The organism is Nocardia sp. NPDC004604 (genome assembly GCF_040609795.1).
GTDB lineage: Bacteria > Actinomycetota > Actinomycetes > Mycobacteriales > Mycobacteriaceae > Nocardia.
In genome coordinates, this window is the sequence record NZ_JBEXLC010000118.1 from 1 (window position 1) to 22,049 (window position 22,049).

Here is a 22,049-nt window from a genome sequence, read left to right on the forward strand (position 1 = left end):
TCGGATCCGCATGGTCTGAGTTCTGCGGGAGCGAGTAAGTCCGAGCGGTCCTTGTCGGAGCCGAATTCGCCAGGATCGCATCCGCAGGGCGCGAGTCGACCTCAGTCGTCGTTGTCGGGGTCGAATTCGGCTGAGGTGCATCCCGAGGGAGCGCGTTCGCCTGAGTCGCACTCGCCGGAAGCCAATTCGCCTTGGGAGCATGCGCAGGGCGCGAGTTCGCCGGGGGCGTACCTTCCGGGTCCCTATCCGCCTGGGCCGTATCCACAGGGCCCTTACGTACCGGGTCCACACCCGCAGGGTCCCCACGCACCGGGCCGGTACCCGGGTGGTCCGGTTGTCGGGCTGCGGCCCGAGCCGCCGGAGGATATTCGGACGGCGCGGCAATTGTGGTGGGGGGTTATCGGATTCGGGATTGTGCAGTTGATCGGGTCGATTCTGGCGGCTGTGCAGCAGCGCGGTGAGTATGCGCAGAAGATGTACGACCAGGTGCATGCGAGCGATCCGAACTTCACGATGGCCAGTGCGCAGCTCATGGTTTCGCTGGCCTTTGTGGTCGGTGTGCTGATCGGTTTGTCGCTGGCCGCATTGACGCTGTTGTTCGTACATCAGATGGTGCGCGGAAAGCTGTGGGCGCGGACGCTGTTGACCGCCATCGGCGTCTGGCTGGTGCTGATCGCGGTCGGCACCCTGTTCGCGCTGGAAGCGGTGACCGGAGCGGCCTCGCTGGTGGCCGGTGCGGCCGCTATCGTGCAGGGCGTACTCGCGGCGGGCGCGGTTTATCTGAGTCACCGTCCGGACTCGACCGCATACTTTCAAATGAACCGCAGGTGAACGGGGCATGGAGTCGCTCGCGAGTTTGTCAAGGAAACGCCAGCATGTATCGTGAGGGTTGTCACAGCGGAAATGGGAACCGGTAGTTATTTGTTACACGTTGACTTACGTCTCGTAAGAACGTCGACCAGATGGCTCCCGAAGATCGGAGGCATCGATGCGAGTGGTTATCCAACAGCCGCAGAGCATTCGACGAGATCTGCTCGTGCTGAGTCTGCTGATCCTCTTCGGCTTGGTTACCGTTGCGGTGCTGCTGTTGCCCGGCAAGGTCGGCTGATCCGGGGCCGGAGGACGATTTCCGGCGCCGCGCTCGGCGTGACCGGGAGCGTGGTGTGACGGATACCGGGAATGGCACGACCATCCTGTTCGCGGAACCGGGCGCGCGGTGGCGTTCGGTGGCCTACGGGCCGCTGCTGTGTCTGATCGTTTTGATTCTCGAATTGGTGACCGCCGCCCAGGTGCACTGGTTCGCCCTCATTTTCTGTGCCGCGCTGATCGCGGGTTTCGTTGTGCTGCAGGTGATCGCGGGGCAGCGGCATGTGAGCGTCGAGCTGACCGATACCGCGTTGCGCGAGGGCACCGAAACCCTGCCGCTGGCGACCATCGATGCGGTGCTGCCCGAGCGGGACGAGGATTCCTGGGACGATGAGGATTGGGAATCGGCGCGTTCGCTCGGTGAGTTGAGCGGGGTGCCGCGTCGGCGCAAGGGCATCGGGCTGCGACTGGTCGACGGTGCTCTGGTCCAGGCGTGGGCGAAGGATCACCGCGGACTGCGGGCCGCGCTCACCGAGGCATTGGGCGGGGCCGACCCGGACAAGGCCGAGGATACGGGCCGCGCCGCGCCGAGCACCGAGGAAACCGAACACAGCGAGAACGGAGCGGATCGTTGAAGCGATTGATTGTGCTCGGTGACCGAATGCTGCCCGCGTTGGTCGAACTGACGCTCGCCCTGGCCTGCGCGGTCTTCGCGGTGGTCAGCTGGCGCAGCGGGTTGATCACCACCACCTTCGCCCCCTCGGGCGAGGTGCCCGGCTTCCAGGCCACCCGCTATAGCGGCCCGCGGCTGGTCCTGGCTACTTTCCTGGTCATTGTCGGCGGCGCGCTCGCCATTGATGCCGTCGCGCGGACGGTGCGGGCCGCGCGGTCGCGCTGAGGGTTTCGCGCTGTTCTGCGTGGGCGTCACCGCCCGGCGATGCCTGGCGGATGTGCCGCGACTCGGTTACCGTGCAAGTGCCGCGCCGCGAGGTGTCTCGGTCGCAACGGTCGGCATTCGGTGAATACTGTTGTGGCCGTTATGCTTTCGGCCGTCTATCCGCACCGTGTCGACTGGGAGAAATGCTTGTGATTCGTTTTGCCGGGAAAGTGTGCGCGGCGGTTGCCGTGGCGGCCGCGATCGGTGCGGCACCCGCATGGGCTGCACCGGGACTGCCGCTGGCGCCCGCCGAGACCGAGGTGGCCCAGCCCGCCCCGATCTTCGTGCCCGATTCGGGTTCGGCGGGTGTCTACAACAACTTCATGTGCCAGCTGCACACCATCTCGGCCTCGGCGCCGTGCATGTACACCTAGTTCCAGTTCTGGTAGATGTCCAGCAGGCGGCCACTGTGGGTGCCCGGCGCGTTGAGGTACAGCACGACGGTGCCGTCCGGATGGCTGGCCGCCTCCGTGATGACCTGACGCAATGAGGCGTGCACGCCGCCGTTTTCGTCGTGGTAGATCTCGGAGTCGGGTTTCAGCCCGGCCCCGATCCGGCTGAGCGGCACCACCATGGTGATCAATGCGGGCACCGGTCCGTCGCCGAGTGTCGCGGTCTCCGCGTGATTCAGGTGCAGCCCGACCCGGTCGGGCTGCACGACCGGATCCGCGGCGGCGGCGGACCCGGCGCCGAAGGTCCCGGCGGCCGCGACCGCGGCACAGATCGTGGCACTGATGACGGCAAACCGCATGGTGCTCTCCCGATGGGATAGATGGTGCGACGACACTCCGAGATTACGCACCAGCAATCATTCAGCGACCGATATCGCCGCGAACCGTGATCGGCGTGTTGCCTGCCGGACTCCGGCGTGGCTGCGGTCTGCATCACCTCCACTACACCCTGTCGTCGACTCCTTCGGATCGGGCTGCGACACTGGACGTCGTGAGTTCTTCTCCGCGCGCGACCAGGGCATCGGTGCCGGTCTCGGCTCAGCTCTTCGACCGGGCTGCTTCGGTGATTCCGGGTGGTGTCAACTCGCCGGTGCGGGCATTCAAGTCCGTCGGTGGCACACCGCGATTCATCGCCTCGGCCAACGGTTACACGCTCATCGATGTCGACGGCAACGAATATGTCGACCTGGTGTGTTCCTGGGGTCCGATGATCCTCGGCCACGCGCACCCCGCGGTGGTCGAGGCGGTGCAGCGCGCGGCCGTTGGCGGACTGTCCTTCGGCGCGCCGACCGAGGCGGAAATCGAACTCGCCGAGCTGATCGCCGAGCGGGTGGCGCCGGTGGACCGGGTCCGCCTGGTGAACTCCGGCACCGAGGCCACCATGAGCGCGGTCCGGCTGGCGCGCGGTTACACCGGCCGCGCCAAGATCATCAAGTTCGCCGGTTGCTATCACGGCCATGTGGACGCCCTGCTGGCCGACGCCGGGTCCGGTGTCGCCACGCTCGGCCTGCCGACCTCGCCCGGTGTCACCGGCGCACAGGCGGGCGACACCATCGTGCTGCCCTACAACGACATCGCCGCCGTCGCCGCGGCCTTCGCCGCGCATTCGAGTGAGATCGCGGGTGTGATCACCGAGGCCGCCGCGGGCAATATGGGCGCGATCGCGCCGCTGCCCGGCTTCAACGAAGGACTGCGCAAGCTGACCGCCGAGCACGGCGCGTTGCTGATCATGGATGAGGTGATGACCGGATTCCGGGTCAGCCGGTCCGGCTGGTTCGGCCTCGACGGCGTCGCCGGTGACCTCTACACCTTCGGCAAGGTGATGAGTGGTGGACTGCCCGCCGCCGCCTTCGGCGGACGCGCCGAGATCATGAATCACCTTGCACCGCTCGGCCCGGTATATCAGGCGGGCACCCTCTCCGGTAATCCGGTCGCGGTCGCCGCGGGGCTCGCCTCGTTGCGCGCGGCCGATGACGCGGTGTACGCCGCGCTCGATCGCAATGCCGAGCGACTCGGCGGCCTGTTCACCGAGGCGCTGACCGCGGCCGGGGTCGAGCATCGGGTTCAGTTCGCGGGCAATATGGTGAGCGTGTTCTTCGCCGACCGTCCGGTCACCGACTACGCTGCCGCCAAAGCCAGTCAGACCTGGCGTTTTCCCGCTTTCTTCCATGCATTGCTAGATGGCGGCGTGTACGCGCCGCCGAGCGCGTTCGAGGCTTGGTTCGTCTCCGCGGCGCTCGACGAGGACGCGTTCGACCGTATCGCCGCAGCCCTGCCCGCCGCCGCACACGCGGCCGCGGCCGCCACCCCCGAAGGATCCAGCGCGTGAGTTCCGACCAGCCAGATTCCGAAGAGCGCGAACTACCACCGACTCCGGTCGCGAGCGCCGAGGCCGCCGGGCCCGGCGTCGAGACGCCCGATGACGACGCCATCGAAACCATCGTGCACGTCTTGCGACACGGCGAGGTGCACAACCCGAAGGGCATTCTCTACGGTCGCCTGCCCGGGTTCAGCCTCTCGGTCACCGGACGCGCGCAGGCCGGTGCGGTGGCGCGTTCGCTCGCCGATCATGACATCGCGCTGGTCATCGCCTCGCCGCTACAGCGCGCGCAGGAGACCGCCGAGCCGATCGCCAGGCAGCACGGGCTGATCGTGCGCACCGACGAGAACCTGATCGAGGCCGGTAATACCTTCGAGGGCCTGCGGGTTTCGGTCGGTGACGGCGCGCTGCGCAAGCCGAGGCACTGGTGGAAGCTGCGCGATCCGTTCACCCCGTCCTGGGGCGAGCCGTATCTGCAGATCGCGCACCGCATGCTGGCCGCGGTGAACAAGGCCCGGGTCGAGGCGGCCGGACATGAGGCGGTGCTGGTCTCACACCAGCTGCCGGTCTGGACGCTGCGGCGGTTCCTGCAGGGCCAGCGGCTCTGGCACGATCCGCGGCACCGGCAGTGCTCGCTCGCCTCGCTGACCTCGCTGGTCTACCAGGGCGACACCCTCGTCGACATCGTCTACTCCGAACCCGCTGGCGGTTCGGATCCCACGGTGCACGGCGCATGAGAACTTCCTCCCGGCCGTTGGCCCGGCGCTGTGCGCCGGTCCTGCTCGCGTGCATGGCCCTGGTCGCCGTGCTCGCGGGTTGTTCGACCGGGAAGGATGCGGTGGCCTCCGGCGGTACGTTCGAATTCGTCTCGCCCGGTGGCAAAACCGATATCTACTATGACCCGCCCGCCGCGCGTGGCACCATCGGCAAGCTCGCCGGGCCGGATCTGATGACCTCGGGCAAGACCACCTCGGTCGCCGACTTCCCGAACAAGGTGGTCGTCCTGAATCTGTGGGGGCAGTGGTGCGGGCCGTGCCGCGCCGAGGCGCCCGCGCTCGAAAAGGTCTACGAGGCAACAAAGGACAGGGGCGTCGTCTTTCTCGGCATCAATGTCCGTGATTTCCAGCAGGACAAGGCGCAGGACTTCGTCGTCGACAACAAGGTCGGTTATCCGTCCGTCTACGACCCGTCCATGCGCACCCTGCTCGCGCTCGGCGGCAACTTCCCGACCAGTGTCATTCCCACCACGCTGGTGCTGGATCGGCAACATCGGGTGGCCGCTGTCTTCCTCCGGTCGCTCTTGGCGGAAGACCTCCAACCAGTCGTCGAACGCATTGCCGCGGAAGGTTCCGAGTGACCCCGTGCTGCCGTTCGCCCCATGCCGTAATTACGTCCCGCTCGATATCGAGCGGTAGGAAGGTGCAATCGTGAATCGCGATCGCCGTACTCGTAGCCCGCGCGCGTGTCGCCCGCGGCAGGCCGCTCGACTCGTTCGCGGTGTCTGGACCGTCGATGACCGGTGGGTCGGCGTGGCCGCCGTACCGCGCAGCGCCGCGGCCGATTCCATGATGGACTTTGTTCCCCCCGCAACAAATACTTCTGCGGCGCCGGTGCCCGAGCGCGACGATCGACCCCCGGTGGAGACCGACTGATGGTGCTCGCCGCAGTTGGTGATTCGTTCCAGCAGACGGCGGCGACCGGGCCGCTGTTGTTGGCACTCGGCGCCTGCCTACTGGCCGGGCTGGTCTCGTTTGCCTCGCCGTGTGTAGTGCCGCTGGTTCCGGGTTACCTGTCCTACCTCGCCGGGCTGGTCGGTGCCGAGGCGCCGCCCGCCACCGCCGCACAAGCCAAAAGCCTTGGCGGTACGGCGGTTTCGGAGCGGGCTGCGGCACGCACGGGTCGGCTGCGGGTGGCCGGCGCGGCCGGCCTGTTCGTCGCCGGATTCACCGTCGTGTTCGTGCTCGCCACCGCGACGGTTTTCGGTGTCATCCAGACCCTGAATGTGAATCGTGAACTGCTGCAACGGGTTGGCGGCGTGGTCACCATCCTGATGGGTCTGGTGTTCATCGGTCTGGTCCCTGCATTGCAGCGCGATACCCGGATGGAGCCGCGCAGGCTCACCAGCATCGCGGGCGCTCCGCTGCTCGGCGCGGTCTTCGCGCTCGGTTGGACGCCGTGTCTCGGGCCGACGCTGTCCGGGGTGATGGCGGTCTCGGCCGGGACCGAGGGCACGACGGCGGTGCGCGGCGTCGCGCTGATCGTCGCCTACTGCCTCGGTCTCGGACTGCCGTTCGTGATCCTGGCCTTCGGTTCGGCGAGTGCGCTGCGCGGTGTCGGCTGGCTGCGGCGCAATTCCCGCACTATTCAGCTCATCGGCGGCATGCTGCTGGTCGCGGTCGGCATCGCGCTGGTCACCGGGGCATGGGACCAGTTCGTCGCCTGGGTGCGCGATGCATTCGTTTCCGAGGTGACCTTGCCGATATGACCGTGATCGACAGACCCGAGGCGCCGATGGCACCGCCGCGCCAATCGCTACCGGGTCGCGCGTGGGCGCTCGTGCGCAATGCCTGGCGCGGGCTCACCAGTATGCGCACCGCGCTGGTGCTGCTGTTCCTGCTGGCCTTGGCCGCTATTCCGGGGGCGCTACTGCCGCAGCGGAATCTCAATGAGGGCAAGGTCGCCCAGTACATCGCCGACCGCCCGACGCTCGGTCCGTGGATGGACCGGTTCCAGCTGTTCGACGTGTTCTCCAGTTTCTGGTTCACGGCGATCTATGCGCTGCTGTTCATCTCGCTGGTCGGCTGCATTCTGCCACGCTGCCTGGACCACTACCGCGCACTGCGCACACCGCCGGTTCGGGTGCCGCGCAACCTGTCGCGGCTGCCGCACCATTACTCCGAGACGGTCGACGGCGCCCCGGACGCGGTGCTCGAACACGCGCGAAAGGAGCTGCGCGGCTGGCGAACCGAGGTGCGCGCGGGCACCCGTGACGGTGAGACCACCCTGTCTGCGGAAAAGGGCTATACCCGCGAACTCGGCAACCTCGTCTTCCACCTGGCCCTGGTCGGACTGCTCGTCGCCATCGCGGTCGGCAAGCTTTTCGGGTACGAGGGCAGTGTGATCGTCATCGCGAACAACGGTCCCGGCTTCTGCACCACCTCGCCCGCGGTCTTCGACTCGTTCAAGGCGGGCAATATCAACGACGGCACCGGTATGGCGCCATTATGTGTGCGGGTCAAGGACTTCAAGGCCGACTATCTGACGAACGGCCAGGCCGAGATGTTCACCTCGAGTATCGAATACCAGGCCGGGGCCGATCTGCAGAGCAATACCTGGCGCGATGCGCAGATCCAGGTGAACCATCCGCTGCGCGTCGCGGGGGACCGGCTGTACCTGCAGGGGCACGGATTCGCGCCGACATTCACGGTGACCTTCCCGAACGGGCAGACCCGAACCGAGACCGTCCAGTGGCGGCCCGATAACGCCCAGACCTTCCTGTCCAGCGGTGTGCTGCGGATCGATCCGCCCGGCGGCATGTACGCGACCGACGAAGAACGCCGCAAGAACCAGATCGCCATCGAGGGGCTGTTCGCGCCGACCGCCCTGCTCCACGGCAGCCTGCTGACCTCGTCGTTCCCGACCATGAACGATCCGGCGGTCGCGGTGGACGTCTACCGCGGCGACACCGGTCTGGACACCGGTAAGCCGCAGTCGCTGTTCGCGCTGGATCCCGAGCAGATCAAGCAGGGGCGACTGACCAAGGAGGCCAGGGTCAACCTGCGGCCCGGCGAGTCGACCACCCTGCCCAATGGCACCAAGGTCACCTTCGACGGCGCGCAGGAATTCGTGAACCTGCAGGTATCGCATGATCCGGCGCAGCAGTGGGTGCTGGTGAGTGCGCTGGCCATGATGGCCGGGCTGCTGGTGTCGCTGCTGGTGAAGCGGCGGCGCATCTGGATCCGCTGCTACCCGGCCGACGATGAAGCCGGTACCGTTGATAAACGACGCACCGTAGTAGAGATGGGCGGGCTCGCCAGAACCGATCAGGCGGGCTGGGGCGGCGAGTTCGATCGCCTGCGCAAGCGCCTGCTCGATGACCAATCCGCCGCGTCCACGGACCGACCGGGAGAGTGACCATGCCGATCGACGAGACCATCGCCCAGTACAGCGACCTCGCCTTCAAATCGGCGATCGTCGTGTACGCGCTGGTGCTGGTGCTGCTGATCATGCAGTACGCGGCAGCGCGGACACAAAAGGTCGTCGCGCGCGAACTGGTGACCGCTGGTGGCGGCGCTGAACGTCCCGCGGCGCCGGGGCGGGTCGAGACGCCGCAGGCCAAGCCGTTCGTGGAGCGCGCTGGCAATATGGCGTTCTCGGTGCTGTTCGTCGCCATCGCCCTGCACGTGACCTCGATCGTCTTGCGCGGCTTCGCGACCCACCGCTTTCCGCTCGGCAATATGTACGAGTTCGTCACCATGGCGACCGCCGCGGCCGCCGTCGTCGGCATGGTGTTCCTGCGCGAACAGCGCTACCGGTCGATGTGGGCATTCCTGCTCGTCCCGATCCTGATCCTGCTGTTCCTGGCGGGTACGGCGCTCTACGCCGACGCGGCACCCGTTGTCCCAGCGCTGAGGTCGTTCTGGCTGCCCTTCCACGTCACCATCGTCAGCATCGGCAGCGGTGTCTTCATGGTCTCCGGCATCGCCAGCCTGCTCTTCCTCTACCGCCTGCGTCAGCCCGAAGGCGCCGAATCCGCCAATATCCTCGGCACCATCGCCCGTCGCCTCCCCGACGCCCGCACCCTGGACCGTCTCGCCTACAAAACCACCATCATCGGCTTTCCCCTCTTCGGCGCAGGCGTAATCCTCGGCGCCATCTGGGCCGAAGCCGCCTGGGGCCGCTTCTGGGGCTGGGATCCGAAGGAGACCTGCTCCTTCATCGCCTGGGTCCTCTATGCCGCGTACTTGCACGCCCGCGCTACCTCGGGCTGGCGCGACACCAAGGCCGCGTATATCAACGTCGCAGCCTTTGTCGCGATGCTCTTCAACCTGTTCATCATCAATATCGTGATCAGTGGGTTGCACTCGTACGCTGGGTTGAACTAACTGGTTTCACCAGCAGAAATGCCTATCACTCCGGTACTGCCGTAGCGATATGTTTCGGGCTCGGGGCCCGCAGTGAGTACGCAGTAGCCTTACGACGGACACACGCCGATACGCGATGATGACAAATGAACTCCTGGTAACGCAATTGATCTCAGCAATCACTGCTCTACCAGGAGTTCACTCAAATCTCGAGCGTCACAGACCCAACACCGTAGTTCTCAGACGCTCACTCAGAAGCACCAGACGGCACTACCGAGGGGGATGCACCACGTAGCTGATCCGAATGATCCCCCGCCCTGGACCGGAGTGGCGGAAGGCGACGGAGGCGCCGCGGCAGTCGAATCGGCAGTGGCTGCGGGCGCTGCGAGGACGAGCAGGGGCGCGGCAATAACAGTCGCGGCTAGGGTTTTGACGATCTTGCTGGACATGTTGCTTCCTTACAACGAGCGTTATGACGTCCGCGTAGTAGGGCGCGTTGCCGAGCTACCGGACTGGGGCTGCGAGTGCGTTACGTGCCGAATCGACTCTGTGGCACACGATTCGCTACTTGTTGAAGTACATGATGCGTCCCGATAGGAACGCGCATTCACGCTGGCCGACAGCTGCAGCTTCGACCGGACCGAACAAGACGTCATTTGGTACCGCGGAAGGCGTCACCAACAGCTTACCGCTGGCTACCAGAAGATTCCGCCGGAACGAGAACATTTAGAAGATAACGTTCCTGTTTAAGTGGGCGTCTGAGAACCGTGTCGGGTACGGCGGGGTTATCGCCCAGATCCAGCTGGGGCGGGAGGTCCGGAGGACTTACCGTGATGGCCGGGCGTATTCCTCACCCGAGGCCGTGAGCGAATTCGGCGACGATTTTCTTGATACGCCACTTCGCGAGCGGCACCGTGTTATTCCGGTGTCGCGCACAACCTTTCCTCTTTTGCCCGGCCGCCACGCGCGACCCTCGAAGCAGCCGGGCGCGCGAATCCGGGCCTACTGCCGCGGTGTGTGAAATCCAGGAGGCCGGACTTCAACAGTCCTGGATCCCGGTACAACTGCGCGGACCCCAGAAGTAATGGCACCCGTAAACCTGGCTTTTGGCCGGTTTCAAGCCGGGCTAACGTGCTACGCGACAAGCGAATTCGATAATAGGAAAGTCAATGAAGAGGACAGTTGTCGGTTGTGTGGCCGTGGTGGCATTCGCCCTCGGGGGCGGTGCGGCAATGGGTTCCGCCGCGGCGTCGCCCGGTATCGCACTGGATCCGGCCCCGGCCAACACCGCACAGACGGCGGAGGCCGCGGCCGGTGGTACCGGATCCGCCGATGCCCCGGTGAAGGTCCTCAAACTGCTGGGAATCACCTCGATGTGCACCTTGTCCGCCAACTTTGTGGGATGCAACGGGATGCCGTGGTGACTACCACGTAGTGGCCCGGCCCACCCGCGTCGATAAGTCGTGTGCGGCAGTATCGAATACTGCCGCACACGCTCTAACGGGTGAGCTTGCCAACATTTCACGCCAATGGCCCGGCATGTACCGCGCATTACGTCTATGTAGTTCGTTTGCGGCAGAGAACATTCACCTATTTGGGCGTTGCTGTACCGGAGCGGAATCGGCGTCTGCAATGCGACTGCTCCGGGTATCGGGCTGAGGCCCGGTCAGAGGGTTTCCGGACAGCGCCAAGTATTCGGCGAACCGGTGCCGGTTTGGCGAGTGCAGTTGCCGCGGTAAAGCTGCTGTGCCGCAGCGAGGTCCGCAGTCGAAGTCTCGAGTGGTCCCGGTTCGCCGGCACGGGTGGCGCGGCCCTCGGTCAGCAGGACCGACCGGTCATCGAAAGGCGCGCCGGTCAGTTGTTCGTTGGCTATCCGAAGTGCGGATCGCCCTGTGCGCGCGTCCGAAGCTCACTGGACCATGCAGCGACACCTCGAGTGCCGGGGTGCAGGACTGTCCGCGCAAGGCGTCGGCACGGCAGGCGCTGATTGCCGCGGGACGCATGAAACCGGACACATCGCGGGAGTATTGAGCGGCCGGGGAGGCAAACCGGGACTATGAAGTCGTGAACAAGGACGGAGCGCCCGTTGTGTACGCGATTGTGACCGGGGCACGGGCGGCGCGGGATGTCGGCAAGCTGGTCGACCTGGCCCAGCGGGACGGTTGGGATGTGTGTGTGATCGCGTCGCCGAACGGCCGTCGGTTCATCGACGTCGATGACCTTGTGGCGCGCACGGGACATCCGGTGCGCAGTGAGTACAAGGAGCCGGATGCTCCGGACGAGCTACCGCCGGCGGACGGGATGATCGTCGCGCCGGTTACGTCCAACTCACTTGCGAAATGGGCGGCCGGTATCTCCGATACTTTGCCGCTGGGGCTGTTGGTGGAGGCCGTCGGTTTGGAAATACCTGTGGTGGCAGTGCCGTTCACCAATCGAGCGCTGATCAACTTTCCCGCCGTGCGGGAGGCGGTGCGCAAGCTTTCGGAGTGGGGCGTGACCATGCTGATCGAAGATCATGAGCCGAACGCGGACGGCGACTTGGTTGAGCGCTTCCCGTGGGCCGCGGCATGGGGAGCGCTGCTCGATCACCCTCGGCTGGCAGTCGGCGAATAACGTTCGGAGACAGGGGGAAGCGGGCGTGCTGGTTACAGCCGGTGGACGCAGACCACGAATTGGCGTTGTTGGTAGACGATTCCGCGGTCGCTGGCGGAGCAGACGTTGACGTTTGTGGTGTTTTGCTTGACATCGACTACGCGGACGCCGTTGGTGCCCTTGGCGGCGCAGTCGATGCGCTTGGGATTGTCCTTGTTCGGCTCCATGCAGCCGCCGACTACCCAGTCGATGTCCAGGCAAAGGGCAGCGCGGTTGATGCCGCTCAGCGTGTCGTTGAGCGTGCGGTCGGCATCGCTGGGGCAGACGGCGTTCTCGGACGCCTTGTCGATGACCTTGTAGTTGGAAGTCGCACTGCCACAGGCGGCTTTGCCGAGGGTGGCGGTGTCGCCGTTGTGGCCGATCTCGACGCAGTCACCGGCCTCCACCTTCAGGCCACCGGCGATCTTGTCGAAGGTGCTGCGGATGGCGGAGGTCGTCGGCGGTGCCTCGGTGGTGGCCAGTGGCATGTCGGAGGTCGTCGGCAGTGCCGATGTGGTTGGCGCGGTGTCGTTCTGGGCCGCGGGCGAGGGGCCGCCGCCGGTGGACTTGTCGTTGCTGAGCGACATCGCGGCCACGGCGACGACGGCCGCCGCCAGCGCAGTCACCCCGATGAAGACCGTCAAGGTCACACCGGCACGGACACGTTGACGCGACACTGGACGTCCTCCAGGGGTGTTCGAACTCGCGCGCGGAGATCCGAAGTTGAATGTTGCATTTTGATTGAGCACGTTATGCCTACACCATCTGGCGTGCGGCGTCGAGTCATCCATTTTTGAGGATAAAAAGGATACCTGTGTGAAATGATCGCGGGTCAATATTTGAGTAACAATCGAATAACGATGGCTGTCAGGGGTTTCCCAAATGCCGTGCGGGGCAACAAGCTACGTGGCGCTAGACGCGTCAACCGGCTACCGAGGCCGGTGCTTGTCAGAAGGAAACCTTGATGAAGTTCGGCATGCTGGCCGTCACTTTCTTGTCCCTCGCCGCCGTTGGAGTCGCCGCGGGAACCGCGCACGCCAACCCCGCGGAAGTCGCCAAAGACGTGTCGGCCTCCGGCGTCGAGCAGGGAATCGGTTACCACACTGTGCTTTCCGACACCAAGGACGAACGCAAGGAAACACACCGGGTGGTGACCACCGCCGTCGACAGTGGCACGTTCGAACTCACCGATAACGGGACCAAGGTCCTGCTGAAGTCCGATACCGGTGCCGTGGTCGCCGAAGTTCCGCTGACTTACCAGCTCTCCGGCACGAATGTCGCGGTCGACCAGGCCATCACCGATAACGGCCGGACCCTCGCTCTCACACCGAAACTGACCGCCAAGAACATCGGCGAAATGCAGCCGGTCAACTCCATGGCCCGCCTGACCGACGAAATCAACAAGAACATCGTCGGCGTGATCCTCGGCGGCGCACTCGGCCTCGTCATCGGCGCCATCGTCGGCGTCTTCTTCTTCAGCATCATCACCGGCCCCATCGGCGCCGTCATAGGCGCCATCGCCGGCGGCTACATCATGGGCGGCCAATCCTTCATGGACGCTATGATGGCGGTCGTCAACGGCGAGCAGTGATCGTTTGAGCTAGCGCACCCCAGTGGCTACCTCGCACAGGCTCTACGTTGTGCGAGGTAGCCACTCCTGTGAGACGCTCAGTAGATCGGGGTGTGGGGCCGAACGCTCAGCGCTCGGTCGGCCCGTCGCCGTCACGATGCTGGCGCGAGATGCGCCAGAGAAATTCGGGGTCGTCATCGGGCCCCTTGATGCGCTTGCGTTGTGGTGACCGCGTGGATGGAGCGCTTGGTCCGGACTTCTCGGGGCCGAACGCCTTCCAGCACAACACCGCGACTGCCACAACTGCGATGAGTGCCAACAGGTACGTCACGTCGCTCACCTCCTGCTAACGAGGGTAGTCGCGTGTGTAGCCTTCGAACACTGCTGACGCAAAATTCACTCTGCAGGGTGGGTGCGGGCCCCTAGACAGGAGCGGATCGCTACGGGCCCGCATCGGCCACGATCAGCGTGCGGTGGCCTCGGTGGTCAGCGACCTGAGCAGTTGGAGTACTTCGGACTCGCGGAACCGGCGGTGTCCACCCGGTGTGCGCAGCGACCCGAGGCGCCCGGCGTGGGCCCAGCGGGTGACGGTCTTCGGATCGACGTGGAACATGGCGGCCACTTGGCCCGGTGTCAGCAGGGTGTCCTGGCCGCCGACGGTGATCGCAGTCATAGCAAACCTCTCCGTTCTCGACAGTTCCCTCATCAGATGGCGCCATCGTTGCACTGCCACCCCTAGGTACTCGAACCACCTACAGTTGGTAAAGGGGAAGTAATAGACAAATGGGATAGAGGCCCTACCTCGGCAGGAGGTGTGGGCGATAGCTTCGCATAGGCTGGACGACGTGAGTGACGCAACTCCACCCAAAGGTGACCCAGGACAGCAAACGGCTGGCACCGGCGCGCGGCTGGCCCGCAATCTGGTGCTCTACACGCTCGCCAGGCTGGGGTTGGTCGTCGTCATCACGGCCGTGATCATTGGCATCGCCCGGCTGGTCTCGGTGGAGATCCCGATGGTGGTCGCCGCCCTGTTCGCCTTGATCATCGCCATGCCGCTGTCGCTGACGGTGTTCAAGAGGTTGCGGGCGCGGGTCAACGAGGACATCGCGATCGTCGATGCCAAGCGCCGTCAGGACAAGGCGCAACTGCGTGCCCGACTGCGCGGTGATGACGACTCGACCGGGGCGGCTTCGTGAAGTACTGCGACCGCAGTGCCCCGCGCGGCTGGGTCGACAATGCCGTGCGTCTCATCGAGGCCGATACCCAGCGCAGCGCCGACACCCACCTGCTCCGGTACCCGTTGCCCGCGGCGTGGAGCGTCCAGCTGTACCTGAAGGATGAGTCGACGCACATCACCGGCAGTCTCAAGCACCGGCTGGCGCGGTCGCTGTTCCTGTACGCGATCTGCAACGGCTGGATCACCGAGGGCACTACGGTGGTGGAAGCTTCCTCGGGGTCGACGGCGGTCAGCGAGGCGTATTTCGCCAAACTGCTCGGCCTCGATTTCGTGGCGGTAATGCCAGCGAGCACCTCGCCGCAGAAGATCGAGTTGATCGAGGCCCAAGGCGGTCGTTGTCATTTCGTGCAGCGCCCACCGGAGATGTACACCGAGGCGGCCCGGCTGGCCGCCGAATGCGGTGGTCACTTCATGGACCAGTTCACCCACGCCGAGCGCGCCACCGACTGGCGCGGCAATAACAACATCGCCGAATCCATCTTCGAGCAAATGGAATTGGAAACCCATCCAGTGCCGGACTGGATCGTGGTCGGCGCGGGCACCGGCGGTACCAGCGCCACCATCGGCCGCTACATCCGCTACCACCGCTACCCGTCGAAGCTGGCCGTCGTCGATCCGGAGAACTCCGCGTTCTTCGGCGGCTACGAGACCGCCGACGCCGGATATCAGACCGGAATGCCTTCGCGTATAGAGGGAATCGGCCGCCCCCGGGTGGAGCCGTCCTTTATCGGCCAGGTGGTGGACCGGATGATCGAGGTCCCCGATGCCGCATCGATCGCGGCCGCGCGGCACGCGAGTCGGGTAATCGGCCGCCGCGTAGGCGGTTCCACCGGCACCAATCTGTGGGGCGCCTTCGCGCTCATCGCCGAAATGATCGGCGCCGGTCGTTCCGGGAGTGTGGTGACTCTGCTGTGCGACGGCGGGGATCGCTATGCCGGAACGTATTTCGACGATGCGTGGGTCGAGGCGCAGGGCCTGAGCCTCGCCGAACCCGCGGCGGTTCTGGACAAGTTCACCGCGACCGGGATCTGGTCGGGCTAGTCGCCGCACGCATATCCCTGACCCCGTCATCCCGGCCGTAGCGCCGGGGCGGCGGGGTTTTGCTTTCCTCGGTAGCGAACTCCGACGGCGTCAATTTTTGTTGACAACTCACGATGGCGTCAACCAAAATTGACGTCATGACTGAAGCAACCACACTGGCGGCCGCCGCGGGCAGTCCCGACCCCAGGGTCGGGCTGCGCGCGGTGCTCGCACTGCGTCGGCTGCTCGAACGGCTGGAGGCGATCCAGGTGACCAATGCCCGCGAACAGGGGTGGTCATGGCAGGCGATCGCGGAGGCGCTCGAGGTCAGCAAGCAGGCGGTCCACCAGAAATACAACCGGAGAGGCGGGAACCGCTGATGTTCGAACGGTTCAGCAGGGCAGCGAGGATCGCGATCGTCAGCGCCCAGGAAGACGCGCGCGAGCTGCGCTCACCCAGGATCGAGGTGGAGCATGTGCTGCTCGGCGTGTTGTCGCAGGGCGAACCGGAGTTGAAGACGCTGCTCGAAGAGATGGGCGTCACGCATCGGGACGCGCTGAAAACCCTTGGCCGACAAAGCAAAGGTCAGCCGCTGGGGGAAGAGGATGCCGAGGCGCTGCGCTCGATCGGCATCGACCTGGACGCGGTGCGGGAGAGTCTGGAGGCGACCTTCGGTGCGGATGCGCTGGAGCGGGCGGCCCCCGAGGAGCGATCCAGATTCGGCTTCGGTCGCGACCGGAATTGGGGTCACATCCCATTTACCCGGGATGCGAAGAAGGTCATGGAACTGGGACTGCGAGAAGCGCTGGCCCGCAAGGAGAAGACCATCGAATCCGGGCATCTGCTGCTCGGCATTCTGCGCGCGCCCAATGTGAACACCACCCGCATCCTCGGCGGTGCGAAGGCGATCGACGATCTCCGGCCGAAGGTGCACGCGCTGCTCGATCGTGCCGCGTGAGTGGGCGGGTATGTGATGCCACCGGATTCGTGTTTTGTGGCAGCACAGGCCCGCCCTTCGGGCCTAGCATCGTGGCATGCAGCTTCTGATTCGGTTGATCATCAACGCGGTGGCCATCTGGCTGGCCGCCGCCTGGGTCGACAAGATCGAAATCCTCAGCCCAGCCGACAAGGGCAATGGCGGGAAAGTCATTGTCATCCTGGCCGTCGCCGTGGTCTTCACCGTGGTGAATGCCCTGGTCAAGCCGATAGTGAAACTTCTATCGCTGCCGCTGGTCATCCTGACCCTCGGTCTGTTCCTGCTGGTGATCAACGCGCTGATGCTGTGGCTCACCGCGAAGATCAGCGAGACCACCGACTATGGCCTGCGCGTCGACGGCTTCTGGGCCGCGCTCTGGGGCGGCATCATCGTCGCCCTGGTCAACTGGATCCTCGGCGTCCTGGTACCGGACGGCGACTAGCAGCTGCGCGCCGCGCCAACCGCTCGTTCGATGGCGGAGTGGGGCCGAGCGTGCGTTCTTCGAGCGAACGAGGCGGAAATTGCCGGATTCGGCCGGAAGGTGCGCGCTCGGACCCGCCCGCGACAACCCGGTGCGGCGCGTCCAAGTTCCTAACCGGCGATACCGAGCGCCAGCGCGGTAACCGCCGACCACACCAGCAGCGCCAGCCCCGAATCGCGCAGGGCCGGAATCAATTCCAACCCACCCTTACCGGAGCGCACCGGTGCGTTGGCGCGCACCGCCAGCGGCACCGCAACCAGCCCGACCAACGCCCACGGCGTGCGCACGACCAGCAGCAGCGTGGCGATGAACGGCACCGCGAGCAGCGCCAAGTGCAGCGTGCGGGTGCGCGGATCGCCGAGTTTGACCGCGAGGGTTACCTTCCCGGATTCGGTATCGGTCGGGATATCGCGCAGGTTATTGGCGACCAGCACCGCACTGGAGAATGCCCCGACCCCGACCGCGAGTACCAGTCCCGCCCATTCGATCCGCTCGGCCTGCACGAATTCGGTGCCGAGCACGCCGATCAGACCGAAGAATACGAATACCGCCAACTCGCCGAAACCGCTATAGCCGTACGGCTTGCTGCCACCGGTGTAATACCAGGCCCCGGCCAGGCAGGCCGCGCCGACCAGCAGCAACCACCACGCCGTCGCGATGACGAGCACCAGTCCGAAGACCGCGCCGATGGCCAGGCTGATGATCGCGGCATTCTTGACCGCGGCGGGGGAGGCGAGCTTCTGCCCGACCAGCCGCAGCGGCCCGACGCGCACGTCATCGGTGCCGCGGATGCCGTCGGAGTAGTCGTTGGCGTAATTCACCCCGATGATCAGGGCCAGCGAAACCAGCAGCGCCAGAACGGCTTTCCACCACACCGCACTATCGATGGAAGCGGCGGCGCCGGTTCCGGCCAGGACAGGGGCGATCGCGTTCGGCAGGGTGCGGGGCCGTGCGCCCTCGATCCATTGCGCTGCAGTAGCCATATTCGCAGCCTAGTGCGCGGCGCCGGTGCAGTCTGCTCGGGCGGTTCGGTTGGCTGGCCCGGTTCAGTTGAACTCGGCGGCCGCCTTCAATGAATGCGCGCGGGGTCGGCCGTGATCACAGCCTGTCGAACGATTTCGAACTCACCCAGCCCAAGCGACGCATCCGCGCAGAACAGGGGATAACCATGCCAGCCCCGCAGGCATTGCTCGCATACGATAGCGACGGAATGTTTCCTGACCAGAGCGGCCCGATCGGCCGGAGTCGAACCTTGACGACGCCCGCAGGCGAATCGGTCTTAGTGGCCCTGCTGGGCGAAATTGCGCTACGCAGAGACGGTGCGCTCACGGCGTTACCCGGGGCGCGATCGCGGCTGCTGCTCGCGGCACTGGCTCTGCGCCCCGGTCGCAGCCGCAGCGCCCAGGCCCTGATCGATGAGGTCTGGGGTGAGCAGCCGCCGCGCGCGCCGATGAATGCGCTGCACACCCAGGTGTCGCGGCTGCGGTCCGCGCTGCCGGACGCGGCGCTGGAGATCGGCCCGGCCGGGTATCGCCTCACCTTGACCGCGGATCAGGTCGATTTGACCCTGGCCGACGAACTGCTGCGCGTGGCCCGCGCCAGACAGGCCGATGGCGACCACGCCACTTGTCTGACCCTGGTCGCACAGGCCAGAGCGCTCTGGCGCGGTGAGCCGGGGGCGGACCTCCCCGCGGGCGAACTCGCCGATGAACTACGCGCCGCGGCGGCGCACCGGTTGTCCGAATTGGCGGCGATCGAGGTCGCGGCCCGGGTCGCGAGCGGCGATCTCGACGGCGCGGTCGCGATCACTTGCCGAACTGTGGCTGCGAAGCCGCTCGACGAGGCAGCGCATGCCACCTTGATGCGGTTGCTGGCCGCGGCCGGGCGGCCGAACGAGGCCTTGGATGTTTTCGCATCGATTCGCGGGCGACTGATCGAGGAACTCGGCGCCGACCCCGGTCCGGCGCTGGTCGAGCTGAATACCGCCATCCTGCGCGGTGATCCGGTGCCGGGATTCGCAGCGCGGACCGATCGTGGGCCGGCGTCGAATACGTCGTCCGTTGTGAATTCGGCCACACCAGGCGATCTGCCGGCGGTGCGGGATTCGGTCGAGCGGGATTCGATCGGACGCGTCCCGGATTCGACCGCTGCCGCACCGCCGAGTGTGCTGTCGGCGATCGGCTTGCGCGCGGCCCCCAATGCCTTGCTCGGACGTGCCGCCGATCTGGACGCGCTCGAGGATCTGCTGTCCCGGTCCCGGGTGACCACGGTGCTCGGCCCCGGCGGCACCGGAAAGACCAGGGTGGCCAACGAATTGGGCGCTCGAGTGGCGCGCCGGGAGTCCGTGGTGCTGGTGGAGCTGGCCTCGGTGCGCGCCGATCCGGCCGCCGACGCCGATTCGCGCGCCGATATCGAGGCCGCGATCAGCACGATGCTGGGCCTGGGCGAGGTCGTCCGGGAGACGGCGTGGCGGCGCACCACCGGCTACAGCGATGCCGGTCGCCGCCTGCGCGACGCGCTCGCCGCCCGCCCGATGCTACTGATACTGGACAACTGTGAGCATTTGATCGATGCGGTGGCCGAGGTGGTCGCCGATCTGATCGGCAGCTGTGACCAGCTCAGCGTGCTCACCACCAGCCGGGCACCGCTGGCGATTACCGCGGAAACGGTGTATCCGCTGGCGCCCTTGGCGATCGACGCGGCCGGATCGCCCGCCACCGAGCTGTTCATGGCCAGGGCGCGTGCCGTGCGGCCGACGGTGCGGCTGGATCCCGAAGTCGTTGCCCGATTGTGCCGTACGCTCGACGGCCTGCCGCTGGCCATCGAACTCGCGGCCGCGCGGGTGCGGACCATGAGCGTCGAGGAGATCGAAACCCGGCTCGAACACCGCTTCGCCCTGCTGCGCAGCGGAGATCGCTCCTCGCCGGAACGGCATCGCACCTTGTACGCGGTGATCGCGTGGAGTTGGAATCTGCTCGAAGAGTCGCAGCAGATCGCCCTGCGCAGACTGTGCCGCTTTCCGGCCGGATTCACCCTCGATGCCGCCGAAATGGTGGCCGGTGGGCCGGATGTCGACGACGTAGCCACGGCCGTGGACGGTTTGGTGAGCCAATCACTGCTCACCGTCCTCGACGATGACGAAAGTCTCATCGGAACCCGCTACCGCATGCTGGAAACGGTCCGCGAATTCGGCGAGGAACAACTCGCGCACACCGGATCCGATGCGGCGGCAGGTATTCCGGGTGCGGTCGATGAGCGTTCCCTGGTCATGGATCGAATGTCGCGCTGGGCCCGTGATTATTCGATCTCGGCCGTGCGCCGCTATCTCTCGGACGCGCAGGTGGCCACCGTGCTCTCGGTGGGTGCTGAGCTCGACAATCTGGTCACGGTGCTGCGATATGCGCTGGAACGCAGGGACGCCCGCACGGTGTACCGGGTCTTCCCGGTGCTGGGCACGCTGTGGGTAATGCGTGGCGCGCATATGGAGGCGAGCAGTTGGGCGCGCCGGATTCTCGATCTGGCACCGGAACCCGGTCCGGTACGCGGTACGGTCGCCGATCTGCAGATGGTCGCGCATCTGCAGATCGGTCTGCACATGGTGTACCTGACCGGTGACCTACGTGCGGTGGGGACCAGCCGAGCGCGGATCCGCCGATTGTTGGGCACCGCAATCGATCTCAATGGTGCGGCGCGCTTTCTCGGCATCATGGCCTGCGGGAATACCTCCGGTTCGGGCGCGGCCAGACTGTTCGCCGACGGCGCCCGATCGCCGGATCCGGCGGTGCGTGGGGCGGCGGTATTCATGCGCGCGAATGTCCTGGAGAACACCGGCCATGTGTACGGCTCCACCCGCGACGCGCTGGCCGCCCTGCAGCTGGTCGAAGGCACCGATGTCTGGGGTACGGCAATGGTCACCCAGCATCTCGGACAGCTCGCCGGACAGACCGCGCACTACGCCGACGCGGTGGAGAACTACCGCAGGGCCGGGGAGCTGCTGCGGGAGTTGCGCGCACACGAGGAAGCCGTGGAGATGCGCAGCTATCTCGCGGTATCGCTGGTCGGCGCCGGTCGTCTCGCGGAGGCGCGGCGGGAGTTGGGTTTCGCACTCGGCGCGCCGGATGGTGATCCGGCACATGGTTCTTCGATCGATGACCCGCACATCCGGCGCAACCACCGGCTGGCCCCCGTCGTCATCGGGGTGGCCGAACTCGAACTGGCCGAGGGCGATATCGATGCCGGCCTACGCCATTACCGCAGGGCGCTGGACCTGTACGGCTGGCCCGATGACGAGCCGATGCCGGGTCCGGGCATCCTCATGACCGCGAGCGGGGCGGTGGACGCGCATGTGCTGCACGGGCGGCCAGCGCAGGCGGACGATATCGTGCGCAATCTGGTTCGCCTCGCGGCGGGCCGACTCGGGCAGTTCTACGATCTGCCGCAGATCGGTGCGGTCGCCAATGCGGTCGGAACCTTTCATCTCGCGATCTGCTCCGATTCGGAGCTCGGCTTGGAGTTGGTGTCGCTGGCCGGCAAGGTGATGGCACAACAGCACAATCCGTCGGCCGAATTGCGGCGTCACGTCGCGCTGCATCGAACAACGGTGGGCCATGATCGCATGGACGCGGCGCTGCACCGGGCCGCGGGGCTGCGTCGACGGCCCGCGGCGGACCGGGTCCTCGAGCTGCTCCAGGAATTGTCCCGTGACAACGAAAATCGCGGTGGGTGACTTGTCGTCTCCCACCGCGACTTTCGGTTA

General features: G+C 65.9%; 24 protein-coding genes. 19 read left to right on the plus strand and 5 right to left on the minus strand.

The genetic code is table 11. From position 1 onward, the window contains the following. Positions 1-444: 444 nt before the first annotated feature. From ABZW16_RS32285 to ABZW16_RS32300, 4 genes are all read left to right on the plus strand, one after another. A complete protein-coding gene (locus ABZW16_RS32285) occupies positions 445-831 on the plus strand; it encodes a hypothetical protein (protein WP_354959874.1) in 387 nt (128 codons plus the stop codon). A gap of 332 nt (positions 832-1,163) precedes the next feature. After that, positions 1,164-1,721: a hypothetical protein gene (locus ABZW16_RS32290; RefSeq protein ID WP_354959875.1), complete on the plus strand. Its 558-nt coding sequence runs from the start codon at positions 1,164-1,166 to the stop codon at positions 1,719-1,721. Next, the gene (locus ABZW16_RS32295; protein ID WP_354959876.1) at positions 1,718-1,984 is read left to right on the plus strand and encodes a hypothetical protein; all 267 of its coding nucleotides are present in this window, start codon (positions 1,718-1,720) and stop codon (positions 1,982-1,984) included. The genes ABZW16_RS32290 and ABZW16_RS32295 overlap by 4 nt, the downstream gene beginning before the upstream one ends. Positions 1,985-2,166: 182 nt before the next feature. Further along, positions 2,167-2,397, plus strand: coding sequence for a hypothetical protein (locus ABZW16_RS32300; protein WP_354959877.1), 231 nt, complete (start codon positions 2,167-2,169; stop codon positions 2,395-2,397). On the opposite strand, the gene ABZW16_RS32305 is transcribed toward ABZW16_RS32300, so the two are convergent. Then, positions 2,394-2,774 carry a hypothetical protein gene (locus tag ABZW16_RS32305; protein WP_354959878.1) on the minus strand — a complete coding sequence of 127 codons (381 nt, stop codon included), beginning with the start codon at positions 2,772-2,774 and terminating at the stop codon, positions 2,394-2,396. The genes ABZW16_RS32300 and ABZW16_RS32305 overlap by 4 nt on opposite strands. 191 nt (positions 2,775-2,965) lie before the next feature. Here ABZW16_RS32305 and hemL point away from each other — a divergent pair, with 191 nt between their 5' ends. The 8 genes from hemL (at position 2,966) to ABZW16_RS32345 (ending at position 11,991) form a co-directional block, all read left to right on the plus strand. Beyond that, positions 2,966-4,303 (plus strand): glutamate-1-semialdehyde 2,1-aminomutase, encoded by a 1,338-nt coding sequence (gene hemL, locus ABZW16_RS32310; RefSeq protein ID WP_354959879.1) that lies wholly within the window; start codon positions 2,966-2,968, stop codon positions 4,301-4,303. 101 nt (positions 4,304-4,404) lie between these two features. Beyond that, positions 4,405-5,031: a histidine phosphatase family protein gene (locus ABZW16_RS32315; RefSeq protein ID WP_354959903.1), complete on the plus strand. Its 627-nt coding sequence runs from the start codon at positions 4,405-4,407 to the stop codon at positions 5,029-5,031. Then, positions 5,028-5,651 carry a TlpA disulfide reductase family protein gene (locus ABZW16_RS32320; RefSeq protein WP_354959880.1) on the plus strand — a complete coding sequence of 208 codons (624 nt, stop codon included), beginning with the start codon at positions 5,028-5,030 and terminating at the stop codon, positions 5,649-5,651. The genes ABZW16_RS32315 and ABZW16_RS32320 overlap by 4 nt, the downstream gene beginning before the upstream one ends. A 294-nt stretch (positions 5,652-5,945) precedes the next feature. Then, complete coding sequence (locus ABZW16_RS32325; protein ID WP_354959881.1) at positions 5,946-6,779, plus strand: cytochrome c biogenesis CcdA family protein; 834 nt, start codon at positions 5,946-5,948, stop codon at positions 6,777-6,779. Beyond that, entirely contained in the window at positions 6,776-8,428 is a 1,653-nt protein-coding gene (locus ABZW16_RS32330) for a cytochrome c biogenesis protein ResB (RefSeq protein WP_354959882.1), read from the plus strand. The genes ABZW16_RS32325 and ABZW16_RS32330 overlap by 4 nt, the downstream gene beginning before the upstream one ends. 2 nt (positions 8,429-8,430) lie before the next feature. Further along, positions 8,431-9,399 (plus strand): c-type cytochrome biogenesis protein CcsB, encoded by a 969-nt coding sequence (gene ccsB, locus ABZW16_RS32335; RefSeq protein WP_354959883.1) that lies wholly within the window; start codon positions 8,431-8,433, stop codon positions 9,397-9,399. 1,148 nt (positions 9,400-10,547) lie between these two features. Further along, complete coding sequence (locus ABZW16_RS32340) at positions 10,548-10,802, plus strand: hypothetical protein (RefSeq protein WP_354959884.1); 255 nt, start codon at positions 10,548-10,550, stop codon at positions 10,800-10,802. 640 nt (positions 10,803-11,442) lie between these two features. Beyond that, positions 11,443-11,991: a flavoprotein gene (locus tag ABZW16_RS32345; protein WP_354959885.1), complete on the plus strand. Its 549-nt coding sequence runs from the start codon at positions 11,443-11,445 to the stop codon at positions 11,989-11,991. A 32-nt stretch (positions 11,992-12,023) separates the two neighbouring features. Here ABZW16_RS32345 and ABZW16_RS32350 read toward each other — a convergent pair whose 3' ends face one another. Next, entirely contained in the window at positions 12,024-12,800 is a 777-nt protein-coding gene (locus ABZW16_RS32350; protein ID WP_354959886.1) for a hypothetical protein, read from the minus strand. 173 nt (positions 12,801-12,973) lie between these two features. Here ABZW16_RS32350 and ABZW16_RS32355 point away from each other — a divergent pair, with 173 nt between their 5' ends. Next, positions 12,974-13,600 (plus strand): hypothetical protein, encoded by a 627-nt coding sequence (locus tag ABZW16_RS32355; protein ID WP_354959887.1) that lies wholly within the window; start codon positions 12,974-12,976, stop codon positions 13,598-13,600. 106 nt (positions 13,601-13,706) lie between these two features. Here ABZW16_RS32355 and ABZW16_RS32360 read toward each other — a convergent pair whose 3' ends face one another. Together ABZW16_RS32360 and ABZW16_RS32365 are read right to left on the minus strand one after the other, a co-directional pair. Further along, positions 13,707-13,910 (minus strand): hypothetical protein, encoded by a 204-nt coding sequence (locus ABZW16_RS32360; RefSeq protein ID WP_354959888.1) that lies wholly within the window; start codon positions 13,908-13,910, stop codon positions 13,707-13,709. Positions 13,911-14,042: 132 nt separating this feature from the next. Then, positions 14,043-14,252 (minus strand): BldC family transcriptional regulator, encoded by a 210-nt coding sequence (locus ABZW16_RS32365; protein ID WP_330250627.1) that lies wholly within the window; start codon positions 14,250-14,252, stop codon positions 14,043-14,045. Between the two features lie 172 nt (positions 14,253-14,424). Here ABZW16_RS32365 and ABZW16_RS32370 point away from each other — a divergent pair, with 172 nt between their 5' ends. From ABZW16_RS32370 to ABZW16_RS32390, 5 genes are all read left to right on the plus strand, one after another. Next, a complete protein-coding gene (locus ABZW16_RS32370) occupies positions 14,425-14,775 on the plus strand; it encodes a DUF4229 domain-containing protein (RefSeq protein ID WP_354959889.1) in 351 nt (116 codons plus the stop codon). Then, complete coding sequence (locus ABZW16_RS32375; protein WP_354959890.1) at positions 14,772-15,857, plus strand: PLP-dependent cysteine synthase family protein; 1,086 nt, start codon at positions 14,772-14,774, stop codon at positions 15,855-15,857. The genes ABZW16_RS32370 and ABZW16_RS32375 overlap by 4 nt, the downstream gene beginning before the upstream one ends. 137 nt (positions 15,858-15,994) lie before the next feature. Continuing rightward, a complete protein-coding gene (locus tag ABZW16_RS32380) occupies positions 15,995-16,216 on the plus strand; it encodes a helix-turn-helix domain-containing protein (protein WP_354959891.1) in 222 nt (73 codons plus the stop codon). Then, on the plus strand, positions 16,216-16,794 hold the full coding sequence (locus tag ABZW16_RS32385) for a Clp protease N-terminal domain-containing protein (RefSeq protein ID WP_354959892.1): 579 nt from the start codon (positions 16,216-16,218) through the stop codon (positions 16,792-16,794). The genes ABZW16_RS32380 and ABZW16_RS32385 overlap by 1 nt, the downstream gene beginning before the upstream one ends. A gap of 76 nt (positions 16,795-16,870) precedes the next feature. Then, positions 16,871-17,254: a phage holin family protein gene (locus ABZW16_RS32390; RefSeq protein WP_354959893.1), complete on the plus strand. Its 384-nt coding sequence runs from the start codon at positions 16,871-16,873 to the stop codon at positions 17,252-17,254. 149 nt (positions 17,255-17,403) lie between these two features. Here ABZW16_RS32390 and ABZW16_RS32395 read toward each other — a convergent pair whose 3' ends face one another. Beyond that, entirely contained in the window at positions 17,404-18,276 is an 873-nt protein-coding gene (locus tag ABZW16_RS32395; RefSeq protein ID WP_354959894.1) for a 1,4-dihydroxy-2-naphthoate polyprenyltransferase, read from the minus strand. Between the two features lie 269 nt (positions 18,277-18,545). On the opposite strand from ABZW16_RS32395, the gene ABZW16_RS32400 reads away from it, so the two are divergent. Continuing rightward, positions 18,546-22,019, plus strand: coding sequence for a BTAD domain-containing putative transcriptional regulator (locus ABZW16_RS32400; RefSeq protein WP_354959895.1), 3,474 nt, complete (start codon positions 18,546-18,548; stop codon positions 22,017-22,019). The last annotated feature ends 30 nt before the right edge of the window (positions 22,020-22,049 follow it).